General features: G+C 42.7%; 13 protein-coding genes. 5 read left to right on the forward strand and 8 right to left on the reverse strand.

Going from position 1 to position 13,552, the window contains the following annotated elements:
- Window positions 1-33 precede the first annotated feature (33 nt).
- Together purM and purN are read left to right on the forward strand one after the other, a co-directional pair.
- Complete coding sequence (gene purM, locus KCV09_RS07450; RefSeq protein ID WP_004948712.1) at window positions 34-1,104, forward strand: phosphoribosylformylglycinamidine cyclo-ligase; 1,071 nt, start codon at window positions 34-36, stop codon at window positions 1,102-1,104.
- Window positions 1,101-1,733: a phosphoribosylglycinamide formyltransferase gene (purN, locus tag KCV09_RS07455; protein WP_048765810.1), complete on the forward strand. Its 633-nt coding sequence runs from the start codon at window positions 1,101-1,103 to the stop codon at window positions 1,731-1,733. The genes purM and purN overlap by 4 nt, the downstream gene beginning before the upstream one ends.
- Window positions 1,734-1,792: 59 nt before the next feature.
- On the opposite strand, the gene KCV09_RS07460 is transcribed toward purN, so the two are convergent.
- Together KCV09_RS07460 and sppA are read right to left on the reverse strand one after the other, a co-directional pair.
- On the reverse strand, window positions 1,793-2,596 hold the full coding sequence (locus KCV09_RS07460; protein WP_004939412.1) for an alpha/beta fold hydrolase: 804 nt from the start codon (window positions 2,594-2,596) through the stop codon (window positions 1,793-1,795).
- A gap of 14 nt (window positions 2,597-2,610) precedes the next feature.
- Window positions 2,611-3,627, reverse strand: coding sequence for a signal peptide peptidase SppA (gene sppA, locus KCV09_RS07465; RefSeq protein WP_004939415.1), 1,017 nt, complete (start codon window positions 3,625-3,627; stop codon window positions 2,611-2,613).
- A 133-nt stretch (window positions 3,628-3,760) separates the two neighbouring features.
- Here sppA and KCV09_RS07470 point away from each other — a divergent pair, with 133 nt between their 5' ends.
- Complete coding sequence (locus tag KCV09_RS07470; RefSeq protein WP_004939417.1) at window positions 3,761-4,777, forward strand: lysophospholipid acyltransferase family protein; 1,017 nt, start codon at window positions 3,761-3,763, stop codon at window positions 4,775-4,777.
- Here KCV09_RS07470 and KCV09_RS07475 read toward each other — a convergent pair.
- The 5 genes from KCV09_RS07475 to KCV09_RS07495 all read right to left on the reverse strand — a co-directional run bounded on the left by KCV09_RS07475 (window position 4,710) and on the right by KCV09_RS07495 (window position 10,851).
- A complete protein-coding gene (locus KCV09_RS07475) occupies window positions 4,710-7,136 on the reverse strand; it encodes a DNA internalization-related competence protein ComEC/Rec2 (protein ID WP_212515731.1) in 2,427 nt (808 codons plus the stop codon). The two genes, KCV09_RS07470 and KCV09_RS07475, sit on opposite strands and share 68 nt — an antisense overlap.
- Before the next feature lie 77 nt (window positions 7,137-7,213).
- Complete coding sequence (gene lolD, locus KCV09_RS07480; RefSeq protein ID WP_004939423.1) at window positions 7,214-7,900, reverse strand: lipoprotein-releasing ABC transporter ATP-binding protein LolD; 687 nt, start codon at window positions 7,898-7,900, stop codon at window positions 7,214-7,216.
- Window positions 7,893-9,128, reverse strand: a complete 1,236-nt coding sequence (locus KCV09_RS07485) for a lipoprotein-releasing ABC transporter permease subunit (RefSeq protein WP_151815058.1) — start codon at window positions 9,126-9,128, stop codon at window positions 7,893-7,895. The genes lolD and KCV09_RS07485 overlap by 8 nt, the downstream gene beginning before the upstream one ends.
- A gap of 329 nt (window positions 9,129-9,457) precedes the next feature.
- Window positions 9,458-10,375 (reverse strand): DMT family transporter, encoded by a 918-nt coding sequence (locus KCV09_RS07490; RefSeq protein ID WP_212515732.1) that lies wholly within the window; start codon window positions 10,373-10,375, stop codon window positions 9,458-9,460.
- An 8-nt stretch (window positions 10,376-10,383) separates the two neighbouring features.
- The gene (locus KCV09_RS07495) at window positions 10,384-10,851 is read right to left on the reverse strand and encodes a YaiI/YqxD family protein (protein WP_004939433.1); all 468 of its coding nucleotides are present in this window, start codon (window positions 10,849-10,851) and stop codon (window positions 10,384-10,386) included.
- 221 nt (window positions 10,852-11,072) lie between these two features.
- Between KCV09_RS07495 and KCV09_RS07500 the strand changes: the two genes are divergently transcribed.
- On the forward strand, window positions 11,073-12,011 hold the full coding sequence (locus KCV09_RS07500) for a hypothetical protein (RefSeq protein WP_076032019.1): 939 nt from the start codon (window positions 11,073-11,075) through the stop codon (window positions 12,009-12,011).
- A gap of 38 nt (window positions 12,012-12,049) precedes the next feature.
- Window positions 12,050-12,196, forward strand: coding sequence for a hypothetical protein (locus KCV09_RS07505; RefSeq protein ID WP_004939440.1), 147 nt, complete (start codon window positions 12,050-12,052; stop codon window positions 12,194-12,196).
- A 56-nt stretch (window positions 12,197-12,252) separates the two neighbouring features.
- Here KCV09_RS07505 and serC read toward each other — a convergent pair whose 3' ends face one another.
- Window positions 12,253-13,332, reverse strand: a complete 1,080-nt coding sequence (serC, locus tag KCV09_RS07510; protein WP_151815933.1) for a 3-phosphoserine/phosphohydroxythreonine transaminase — start codon at window positions 13,330-13,332, stop codon at window positions 12,253-12,255.
- Window positions 13,333-13,552: the final 220 nt, after the last annotated feature.

Here is a 13,552-nt window from a genome sequence, read left to right on the forward strand (position 1 = left end):
GTTATAATCTGCCGCCAATGCGGAGACTTCACTATGAGCAACTCAACTTCTACCCCTAACACTGGTTTAAGCTATAAAGATGCGGGTGTCGACATCGAAGCGGGCGACGCATTAGTCGACCGAATCAAGTCGGTAGCTAAACGCACCACTCGTCCTGAAGTAATGGGCGGTCTTGGTGGCTTCGGCGCACTATGCAAAATTCCAAAAGGCTATGAAGAGCCAGTACTGGTTTCAGGTACAGATGGTGTAGGTACAAAGCTACGCTTGGCACTCAATCTTAATCGTCATGACACTATTGGCCAAGATTTGGTTGCCATGTGTGTAAACGACCTTTTGGTGTGTGGCGCTGAACCTCTATTTTTCCTTGATTACTATGCAACAGGTCATTTAAATGTAGACGTTGCAGCCGACGTTGTGACTGGAATTGGTAAAGGTTGTGAGCTTGCTGGTTGTGCACTAGTTGGTGGTGAAACAGCAGAAATGCCGGGTATGTATGAAGGTGAAGATTACGATCTTGCCGGATTTGCCGTAGGTGTGGTTGAACACAGTAAAATCATTGATGGCTCAAAAGTCAAAGCGGGTGACGTTTTAATCGGAGTAGCATCAAGTGGTGCACACTCTAACGGTTACTCCCTGCTCCGCAAAATTTTAGATGTTAAAAATGTTGATTTAAATCAACAAATCGATGGACGTTCACTTGCAGATGTTGCAATGGAACCTACCCGTATTTACGTTAAGCCTGTTCTTGAATTATGCAAGCAAGTCGATGTACATGCTATGGCGCATATCACTGGCGGCGGTTTACCGGGTAACTTACCGCGTGTTTTACCAAATGGTGCGCAAGCTGTGATTGATGAAGCATCATGGGAATGGCCAGAATTGTTCAAACTTTTGCAGCGTGAAGGCGGTGTTGAGCAGTTTGAAATGTATCGTACCTTCAACTGTGGCGTAGGCATGGTGATTGCGGTTGATGCGGCGGACGCACAAAAGACCATCGATGTGTTAAATACACAAGGTGAAAAAGCATGGAAAATTGGTCATATCCAAGATAATCCAGCATCCGTTGAAGGCGCAGACGAAAAAATTCGTGTGATCTTTGCATGATAAAAATTGCGGTACTCGTTTCAGGAAATGGCAGTAACTTACAAGCTCTGATTGATGCAAATCTTTCAGGTGAGATAGTCGGTGTCATTTCCAACAAAGCAGATGCATATGCACTAAAACGTGCTGCAGATGCCAATATTCAAACCAAAGTGATTGAACATAAAGCGTATCCTACTCGGGAACTCTTCGATGCAGCATTGCATCAACAGCTTACCGAGTGGGAGGTCGATTTGGTGGTCTTGGCAGGCTTCATGCGGATCTTGAGCGAAAAATTTGTACGAAACTGGCACGGAAAGATGATCAATATTCATCCTTCCTTGTTGCCTTTGTACAAAGGAATGCATACCCATCAACGCGTATTAAATACCGGTGATGTGTATCATGGATGTACTGTCCATTATGTGACCCCAGAGCTGGACGCAGGGCCAACGCTCTTACAGGGAGTGATACCCGTCGGTCATCATCAAACACCTGAAAGTTTGGCACATCGTGTACATAGCATTGAGCATAAAATTTATCCACAAGCTGTGGAGTGGATTTGTAACGGTACACTCAAACATCTTGAAAATGGTCAGATTTTGTATAAAGGCATACCACTGAATAAACCTATTCAGTTTTGTGATTTATAAATCAAAAAACGCATCCACGGATGCGTTTTTTATGACTAGGTTTTATGTGTCTAGATTTCTTAGTTCTTGGAAATCAATGTTTTAATGTGAGCAACGGTCTCTTCAGGATGCTCCAGAGGGAACATATGACCACCACGCAATGTGGTAAATGGAATACCTAAACTTTTCTTGGCTTTGTGCGGCAAGCGTCGTTTAAAAAAGTTACTTTGCTCACCCACCACCAACTGAATCGGCACGGATGGTTTACGATTAAGCGTCAGCCACCACCATGAAGGATTAGTTCTGAAAATCGCCACTTCATCCGCTTTTGGAATACTTAAGGTCACGCCACCTCGAACAGGATCTTCTGTCAAGGCATAATCTAGATAGGCTTGAAAGCAGTCTGGATCAAAATCTCGATAAAATCCTTTAGGACGCAAGCGTGAAGCAGCATCTTCTCGTGACGGCCAATGGTCACGTCGATGTACAGATAACCCAGCGGGCGTCATCCGATCAACCGTTTTGGGGCTAAAGACTTTTGCTAAATGAAAGGCAAAAGAATAAGCACCCAAAATTAAAGGCGGGTCGAGCATGATCACTTGCGAAAAAAGCTCAGGACGCTTGTAACTGGCCATCATGGTTAAAACTGAACCTAAGGAATGTCCTAGACCAATCACTTTTCGTCCATTTGCCTGACGCACAATGCTGTCAATCACTTGATCGACCAGATGTGACCAGTGATTGGTTACAGGATAGCGCTTATCTGGACCAATCATCGGCACATAAATAATGTCGTAACGATCGCTCAATAGATCGAACAGTTTTTGGTATACCTTCGAAGGTATACCGTTAGCATGGGCAAAATGAATTAAAGGCTTGTTCAAGTGATCCTCGAGATTTATTGGAGTTTCGCCTGCTGTTCCGTTTGCAGGTGCTGGCTCAACGATGCAGCGACACCTTGACCAAATTCTGAACCCATTCGACCTAGAATTGTTTCAAATGGATTGCGCTCAATCGTGTAATCTACTTTATTGTCTACTTTTAACTCACGCATCAAGGTTTGTAAATTACCTGTCCGGTCAGCCACACCCAATTTGACCGCTTGCTCACCCGACCAGAACAAGCCCGAAAATACGGCTGGATCATTCGATTTTAGGCGATTGCCCCGCCCCTCTTTAACCGCATTGATAAAATGTGCATGAACGTTATCTAAAACTGATTGCACATGTGCACGTTGTGCAGGATTAACCGGTTTGGTCATGCTTAAAATATCTTTGTTATCGCCAGATGTAAGTGTACGGTCTTCAATGCCCAATTTTTGCGCCAGACCAGTAATGCCATAGTTTGGCATAATCACACCAATTGACCCCACCAGACTCGAAGGGTTGACAATAATTTCATCTGCAGCAGAAGCAATATAGTAGGCGCCTGAAGCCCCCATATCACCAATTACGGCATAAACCTTTTTATCTGGGTGCTGTTTTTTCAAATAACGGATTTCTTGCCAGATTTCATCTGACTGAACTGGCGAACCACCCGGCGAATTGATATTGAGGACCACGGCCTTACTTGATTTAGCTTCAAACGCTCGGGTAAGTGCTTTGTTGGTATCTTCACTATTGACCGATTTACTGCTTGAATCGATGGTTCCAATAATATTGACCACAGCCAAATGTGGGCTACTACTTGACGTACCGCTCGCCCCATCACTAACAGAACAACCACGGCCCAGCAAAACCAGCACGAACAGTACATATAAAAAAGTAAGCGTTTTAAAGAAGATCCCCCAACGACGACTACGACGCTGCTCTTCGACAGAGGCCAAAACAGCTTTTTCTAAAATCTGCCATTCTTGACCAGTTTTATTGTTGCTATTTTGCACTTCATTTTGTGGTTTAGGCGGCCAATCAGACATAAAAAATAACCCAAAAAGTTGAAAATACTGCCATTATATACACTGAATCGGGAAAAACTGTTTAATCGTTATGATTTAACTTATAATATTTTTATCCGACAAGCCTCCGTTTTTGTTTTTAAGCACTTTTATAATGACGACTTCCGATTCACGTAGCTTAATGTATCGCTTACTTAATTTTATTAGCAGACAGCCTATCCAGCTTTCTCGTCTATTCGCACGGATGCTTGCTAGCCTTGTAAATGGTTTGAAACTTACAAAAACATCTAAGACCATACAACTCAACCTAAAAATTACCTTGCCGTATCTCAATGACGAGCAGCGTCATGACATCATTCGTAACGCAATTCGAAATGAACTAATGTCTTATATGGAATTCTTTAGTATTTGGGGATCTTCCAACGAAAAAAATATTTCTCGAATTCATAGCATTCAAGGTGCAGAATACTTTCACCAAGCGGTCGCCGAAAAAAAGGGACTGGTTTTGATCGTGCCACATTTTGGTACATGGGAAATTATGAACGCATGGTGCGCTCAATTTACCGACATGACCATTTTATATAAACCAGTCAAGAATGAAGATGCCGATCGCTTTGTACGCGAAGCACGTAGCCGCGAACAAGCCAATCTGGTTCCAACTGACGAAAGTGGTGTTCGTCAAATTTTTAAAGCCTTAAAACAAGGCGGAACTACCGTGATTCTGCCCGATCATACGCCTAACGTGGGCGGCGAGCTGGTTGAGTATTTTGGTATCCCTTTGGCATCGAGCAATTTAAGTGCCAAGCTTATTCAGAAAACCAAAGCCAAAGCCTTGTTTTTATACGCCATTCGTAATGAAAATCACGGTTTCGATATGTATATCGAACCTATGGATACAAAAATCTATGAAGGCACAGATCGCGATGGCACAGCGGTGATCCATCGAGCAATTGAATCTTTAATTCAAAAGTATCCAGATCATTACCATTGGAGTTATAAACGCTTTAAAGCCAACCCTGAACTCGACAATCTTTACACCTTAAGCGAAGAGGAAGCACTCGAAAAAGTGCAACAGGTACGTGACGCCAATCAGCGCGAAAAGGCTATTGTGTTAACCAGCGGTATTGATGGCGATAAAAACGTGGCTGCTCATTCGCTTGATCAAAACTAAAAGAAATACTGCCTGCTTTGGCTGTGCTGAGTAAAGGAATTTGTAACGCTGCCAGTCGTGCCTGAACTTCAATACTAGGATGTCCATAACGATTGGTTGCACCTGCAGATGCAATCGCATATTGAGGCCGATAATGCTGTAAAAAATCATAGGCTGAACTATGACGACTCCCGTGATGCCCCAAAACCAAAACATCTACGCGCAGATCCGGATAATGTTGAAGTAATTTAAACTCGGTTTCCCAACCTGCATCTCCCATAATTAAAAAATGTCGTATGGGTTGATTGTTTTTAAACTCGATATGCATAACACATGACGATTCATTTCGATTCGTATCAGCACGTCCGATCTCCTGAAGCGCTGGTGATAAAACTTGTATAATGGTTTCAGGTGTCTCAAAACGCTGTCCGGCATAGCACAGCTCAAAAGTAGATTGAAGTTTAGGCATTGGTTCATTGGCTTGAATCTGCGTAACCGATATTGCATCCAGAATCGCAGGTAATGCCCCGCTATGATCTTGATCTAAATGTGACAGTATAATTCGGTCTAGCTGCTTTACGCCCTGTGCCTTCAAAAATGGCACCACCACCTGCCTACCTACACTAAACTTTTGCTCATCGTGATTGCCGCCAGTATCGAGCAGTATTCGTTGTGTCTGATCTTGGATGAACACAGACTGTCCTTGACCGACATCTAACACCACTAATTGGGTAGGTGATTTTAATTGTGCAGGTAGAAAAACAGGCACACAGCATATGATTGACCAGCATTTAGGCACTGTGCCTTTAGGTAAAAATAAAATTAAAATGCCAAATGAAATGCTGATGATCATCCAAGGACGAAGTGCAAAATATTGTAACTCCGGTGCAAAGATATGATCCATCATATTAAACAGACCCAAAACAGCCTGTAATACTCCATCGTTGAGTTGAAAAATCAAATGTCCAAATGCAGGAAGGATGAGCCAGAAGCATGCAGCGATAACATCTAAAGGCACCACGATGGCACCCAGAACTGGAATGGCAATGATATTGGCAAATGGAGTCATCCAAGAAAACTGTTTAAAGAGCAATAAGGTCAGGGGTAACAGTGCGAGAAAGATTTTCCATTGTGTCTTGATGAGAAGCTGCGCAGCATATCCGATTCGAATACGCCAAGATTGACCAGTCTTTTGCTCCTGTACAATTTCCTGATAAATACGAATCAGAATAAAACAGGCCCCATAAGATAGCCAGAATGCTGCCGAGAGTATGCTAAACGGATCGATAAGTAATAGAACAGAAGCACTGAACAGCAACAAGAAACTGGCATGTACGGGACGTTTTAAAAGTATGAAAATACTCAGTATGGTTACGGTCAGCAGCGTTCTTAGAGCAGGAATTTCAAACCCCACCAATGCGCAATACAGGAGTACACATAATAAAAATGGAATCAGCATCAGTCGCTGGCGTGGAATCACCAAATAAATTGCGGCGTAGTATCGATTGATCAATTGGATAATACACCATGTCATCAGCGCTGCAAAAATAAGCACATGCGGCCCAGATATCGCCAGCAAATGTGAAATACCAAAGCGTTGAAACTGCTGCTCAAGCTCAGGATCAAGAAGACTTCGATCGCCCGTGAGTAAGGCCAGAAGTAAGCTTTGATGTTGTAAGGAAGAAGCAAGAAAATAGCCTCTAAATTTTAATCTTAAGTGCTCGGCAGCAAGCAAAAATTTTCGAGTCCAAGATTGTTGCTGTTTCACATGATCATAATATCCTTCACGTAGCGCCTGTTCACTTGAAAGCATTTCGAGTTGTACAACTTTGCCACGTCCTTGCCAGTTTTGTTGTACGAACCATTTTTCTACATCGAATGCACCTTGTATAGCGTAACCATGCACAGGTTGACGCTGGATCACGGCACGATAATACTGCCCAACAGCTAAACTATGCGCCATGGTATCAGCAGGTATAAGTGTTTCATCTATGGAAAGTACCCAGTGAATGGGAGCATCATTTTCATTGAGAATCTGTGCAGGCTGTCTGATTCCGTTTTGAGACTGCTCCCCCATACGGTTGATGTAGATGATGTATGAGTCGACTGAAGAGGTCGTGACACGATGCTCAAGCCGCGTGGTGAGTGCCTGATCGGCGTAATAGACGCCACAACTAAACGACAAACACACCGAAAAGATGCCCAATAAGCCGCCTAACAATTTCGAAGAGTTGAACTGTTGGGCCACACGTAGATAGATGAGTAAAAATAGGAAATATAGACCGATCGCGATACCGAGTGTGACAGGCGATATTGGATCAAATATATGCCCCATGGTTGCAATTCCTGCAATCCACCCCAGAAAAATAAGCTTTAGCATTGTTATTTAAAATCTATTTTATGTACTTGTATTATAAAAATTGAAAGCCCCCGAAAGGGCTATCAATACGAATAAAATCAGACTGGATCGACCCAAAGGCCATCTTGCATATGTAAAATTGAATCTGCAGATTGTGCCAACTGCTCATCGTGAGTCACGATCAGCATGGCCATATTGAATTCTTTTTTCAGCTCGGTGAGTAGCTCAAAAATACCCAGTGCCGTTTTGCGGTCTAGATTTCCTGTTGGCTCATCTGCCAGCATCACTGCCGGACGCCCAACCAGTGCACGTGCCAATGCAACACGCTGGCGCTCTCCGCCAGATAATTCACCAGGCTTATGCGTCAACCGATGTGACAACCCAACACGATCCAGTAAGTGTTCAGCCTGTTGTTTGACCTCTTTATAATTAGTCTCTGCACGAAGCATCAGCGGCATGGCCACATTTTCAAGTGCCGAAAACTCAGGTAGTAAATGGTGAAACTGATAGACGAAACCCAAATAATGATTTCGTTTATAGCCGCGCTGCGCTTCACCCAGATTATCAAAACGCTGACCATCCAGAAAAACCTGACCCTGACTCGGCGTATCGAGTCCGCCCAGTACATGCAGCAAAGTGCTTTTACCTGAACCACTTGCTCCAACAATCGAAACAAATTCCCCTGCTTTTACCTGAAGCGATAAGCCTTTAATCACATCAACTGTCGATTTTCCATCGGTAAAATGCTTATGAATATCTTTGGCTTCAAGGACAATCTTACTCATAGCGCAATGCCTCCGCAGGTTGAATTTTCGCTGCACGCAATGCCGGATAAATCGTGGCAAGAAAGCTCAATAACAGTGAAACCGACACAATCAAAGCCACATCTTGCCAGCGTAGATAAGACGGCAAGTAATTAATGAAATACGCATCGAATAAATGTAAACCAAGTACCGTATTGAACCAGTCAATAATATTACTTACGCTTGAAGCAAACACGACTCCTAAAATAGCACCCGCAACCGTACCGATCACACCAATCACTGTACCTTGAACCATAAAGATTTTGGTGATGGTGGCTGGTGATGCACCTAGTGTTCTTAAAATCGCGATGTCTGATTTTTTATCGGTCACTACCATGACCAGTGAAGATACAATATTGAATGCTGCAACCAAAACAATCAGGAACAATAGCAAGCTCACCATGGCTTTTTCCATTTGAATGGCGCTAAACAAGTTACCGTGAGTATAAGTCCAGTTAGACGCATAGAAATTGGATGGTAAGGTCTTCACAATATCGTCTGCCACTTGAGGTGCTGCAAAAATATTGTCCAGTTTAAGACGAATTCCTTGGGCGCCATCGGGTAAGCGCAACAGTGTAGATGCATCATTCAAGGCAATATAGCCCATCATCGAATCTACTTCGGCACCAATACTGAAGATGCCCACAATTTTAAATCGTTTAAATCGTGGCACCACCCCAGCAGGTGATGGCGTCGCTTCAGGCAAAACCAGCGTCACACTGTCGTTTAGACCAAGCCCGAGTGCGTCGGTCATTTGCTTGCCGAGTACAATGCCGTATTCGCCTTTTTTAAGGCTGTCGATACTACCTGCCACCATATGGTTTTGGATAATCGAAACCTTTTTTTCATAACTTGGTTCGATTCCGCTGACCATAATCCCGGCAACTTGGCCTTGTGCGGTGAGCATGCCTTGTAATTGTGTAAATGGTGCAACACCAGTGACATGAGGATGACCCTCAATTTTTTTAGCAAGTTGAGGCCAGTCGGTTAGAATCTGGTTCGATGAAATCGTGGCCTGCGGTACCATACCAAGTACACGATTTTTCAACTCGCGATCAAAGCCGTTCATCACGGACAAAACGGTAATCAGTACCGCAACGCCCAAGGTCAGACCAATCATCGAAACCAAGGCAATAAACGAAATAAAGTGATTACTACGCCGAGCGCGGGTATATCGCAACCCTATATACAGCGAGATTGGTTTAAACATACCACTTAGTCCAAGGTCATTTCATAAAAGAAAAAACAGTATTTATTTAGATACTGCGATTAACATCGATTACGCACAGATACACCAAAAGAATCTCGATAAAACTTCACCCGGCAGACTCTTATTATTGAATGACCCTTACGATTCAGATTATATAGCGGGCTTATTTTGTACCAGATACCGCAGTAGATCAATTTGATCGTACCGATTACTACGAAATCGAACAATTAAGGCATAAAGATCAACATTTTGATGTACTTTATGAAGCGTATGTTACCCGGTTTTAAGCCAAATTCAATCGTACTTGTCTGTGCATTACATTAGGCAAGCTACAGTGATCCCCAAGATTTGATGTGTTGTTTGTAGCGTCGATTAGCCTGAATATCACGATAAAAATATAAAAATAACCCACTCAAAATAATACAGGTACCTAAAATCATCATGAGTGAAATCTGCTCATGATTAAATAAAGCGCCAATCACCAAGGCCAGTATAGGCGTCATCACATTGGTGAGCGATAATGTGGTCGGTTCAATGTTTTTGACCAGTTTAAAATAGCAAAACATTGCAATCAGTGATGCCATGATCGTGGTGTACAACAACGCCAGTAATGACTTCATTTCCGGCAGATGCGTAGGTGCATGTGACCACACAAACGGCAGTACACACAAAGACACCAAGGTAGAAACCAGAATTGACCCAGTGGCTTGTGCCATCGGCAAGACATCGGCATTGACCTTTTTTACCCAAAAAATTGAGCTACAGTAGATAAAGACACTCATGAGCATCAGACCGATGCCCAGCGGATGCACATGCTGTGATGACCCGCCAAAGCAGATCAATGCCAAACCGACAATTGCAATGGCCATACCCGTCCATTGCAGGCGATTGAGTTGCTGCGCAAAAGCAAAACGGCCAATCAAACCGGCAATGATAGGTGCAAGCCCAAACATCAGCGCAATCACCCCAGAGCTTAGATACTGCGTAGCAATATAGGTAAACACCTGCGCGCCAATTAAGCTAAACGAGCCTGCAATATAGCTATGAATGGCGTTTGGGTTGAGTGGAAAACGAATTCTGAGTACCAGTAATATCACTACAGCAATTGGCAGCGCCAAAAAGAAGCGTAACATCATGGCCCAAAGTACATGCAGATCCGCCACGCTCCAGACAATCGCCAGCGGAGTCGATGCCCAGATCAAAACCAAAACAATATAGGTCAGTATGATATTGCTTTTTGAAGGCATAGCCGGTCTCAAAGCGTTTTACGCTTTTGCTTTAAAATGGTTTGATCAAGCGCACTTGAAAACTCGCGTTTATCGCGTTCGGAAATGGGCGGTGGTCCGCCAGTTTGTACGCCAGCACCCCGCAGGGTGTCCATAAAATCACGTAAATGCAAACGTGCTTTTACATTGGCATCGGTATAGATTTCGCCTCGTGGATGAATCGCAATACCGCCCTTTTCAATCACTTGTGCAGCTAAAGGAATATCCTGAGTAATCACAATATCATGTGCCTGCATGCGCTCGACAATTTCACGATCGGCCTGATCGGCACCACTCATAACCTGAATCGATTTGATCCGGACAGATGGCGTAATGCCCACGTTTTGATTTGCAACAAAAATGACTTCAAGCTGATAGCGATCTGAAGCACGCAAAATGACTTCTCGCAGAATCTTTGGCAATGCATCGGCATCGACCCAAAGTTTAAATGGCAACACGCAATTTCAACCTTTTTAAAGAGGAATTTATTTTAACAGACTTAAGATTTGATGGTGACCTGTAGGCTTGTTATTTTTACATAGATCTAATACGCCGACATCTCGATGAAATTCAAAAAGAAAATTAAAATATTTTTTACATAATTGCATATCAACACTTGAAAAAACTTAGATATGCTCGATTTATATATCTAAATCTTTTAAAAATTCTTCAGGGTTATATGAAAAATCAAAACAGTCCAGAAATCGTTACTATTCAAGATCAAGGTTTTGGCAACCATGGCGAGCATTGGGCGTTATTGAGTGATACACCTGAACAAGTCGTGCCTAAATGGCTCAGTATGGCACTCGACGCTCCTATGATGCCAATGGGTTTATGTGAAACTGAACAGGATATGGATACCGACGTATGGTTGATTCAAGGCCCATCTGAATCTGGGATTAAAGTCAGCCAGATTATTGCGGTCGAAAATAATAAACCGCGCGCGCTGAAAACTGCATTTCCAAGTTTTGAAAGCCCATATAAATATAATGCTGTGATTGATCGCATCATTGCCTGCGAATCAAATACTCAGGCTGTTTTACGGTTGAGTTTAAATAAAAATACCACTATTTACGCTTACGATAATCTATATAGCGTCAATCACAATCAATATGAAAAAAATCAGGCCTATCAAGTTCAGTTAAATGCTTGGGCCTATGAACTTGAAGTCGTTGCCGACAACGAAACCATTGAAGTCGACGATCCGGCATCGATTAAACATCATCGTGCGTTAAATGATATTTTGTCGGCCAATAACGGTGTTGCGCCTGAAAATCTGCAAGAATTGATTGATGCGTGGCAACCTAAAACGCCTGAAGATCAGGAACCTGTAACGGTCGATTTTTCTAAAATGGTGGCTTATTTATTTGGCGAAACCATGGGCCAAGAAGACGAAGCTTGGTTTCAAGGCAATATCGTAGGTAAATCATCGGCGACATTTATGGATGAAACCTATACCCTTTATGATGTGGTGTTGGTGCTAGAAGACGAGCTACCTGCAATATTAATTCGTCTCGCCACTAAAAATAATGCCCACGAAAATTTTGAAATTGGTCAGTATATTCGAGGTAATATCTGGATTCAGGCGAATATTTATGCTAAAAGTAAAGTTGAATAATAGCGTTTCAACGAATAATTAATAAATTAGGCGTATTGATGAAAATTATACCTGAACAATCGACCAATCTGATTCAATTGAGCGGACAGCGTATTAAATTCGATACAGTTGCATTATGCTTTTTTGCACTCGGAATGTTTCTAGCAGCAGTGATGATCCATTATTTTGGTTTCTTATCGCTTTAAATGAATCATTAAAAAAGCCCCACATGATGTTGGGGCTTTTTTTATTGCCTTTGCAATTAGCCCTTGGCTTTGACAAATGCGTCCATAAAGTTGACCAGTGCTTGCACGCCTTCAAGCGGCACAGCATTGTAAATGCTGGCACGCATTCCACCAACTGAACGATGTCCAGCAAGGTTCAATAGATTGTTTTGCTCTGCTTCTTTTAAGAAACGTTTTTCCAATGCTTCATCTGCCAAAGTGAATGGCACATTCATAATCGAGCGATTGGCCGGCGCAATCGGGTTGTTATAAAAATCACTCGAATCGATATAACCATAGAGTAATTTGGCTTTTTCAAGGTTGGCTTGATGAATGGCCTCAACACCACCTTGCTCTTTTAACCACTCAAATACCAAACCAGCCAAATACCATGAATAAGTTGCCGGTGTATTCACCATAGAGTCATTTTTAGCTTGTGCAGAGTATTTTAACAGGCTCGGAATATCTGCACGTGATTGGTCAAGCAAATCGTCACGAACAATGACCAAAGTAAGACCTGCGGGGCCAATATTTTTTTGCGCACCAGCATAAATCAAACCAAACTTACTCACATCTAGCGGTGCAGACAAAATGCTAGACGATAAATCCGATACCAACGGCGCATTAACCTCAGGAATACCTGCAAATTGTAAGCCCCCGATGGTTTCGTTATCTGCATAATGCACATAAGCTGCATCTTCAGACAATGCCCATTCAGACTGAGGCTTAATACCAAGCTTGCCATCAATTTGAGTGCCTGCTTCGATTACATTGATATCGCCATAACGCTGAGCTTCTTTTAGCGCTTTTTCAGACCAGATTCCAGTATGGATATAATCTGCCTTGCTGTTTTTTCCAAGCAAATTTAATGGAATTGCTGAAAACTGTAACGATGCACCACCTTGCAAGAATAAGACTTTATAGTTTTCAGGAATGTTCATCAGCTGGCGCAGATCGGCTTCAGCCTTTTCTGCAACGGCAACATAATCAGCGCTACGGTGACTCATTTCCATGATGGAAAGCCCTTTACCCTGCCAGTCCAACAGTTCACGTTGAGCTTTTTCTAAAACAGCAGTCGGTAATGCAGCTGGGCCAGCACAGAAATTGTACGCGCGCATGATCGTTCCTTTATATAATTGAAACTAAACTAAAGTTCGCATTTAACCACATCTTGCCAGCGCATGCAGCAGCATTGAGCATATATTTTTTATATAACTTGATGCCTTTTGGCCTGAATTTACGATTGATCAAATTAGATAAACAATAGAATATCCAGTCAGATTAATCCAAGCATATTGATTGCTTTTTAAACACCCCACGTGCTATACATTTGTATAA

It is taken from the genome of Acinetobacter soli (assembly GCF_018139125.1).
In the GTDB taxonomy this organism is placed as follows: Bacteria; Pseudomonadota; Gammaproteobacteria; order Pseudomonadales; family Moraxellaceae; genus Acinetobacter; species Acinetobacter soli.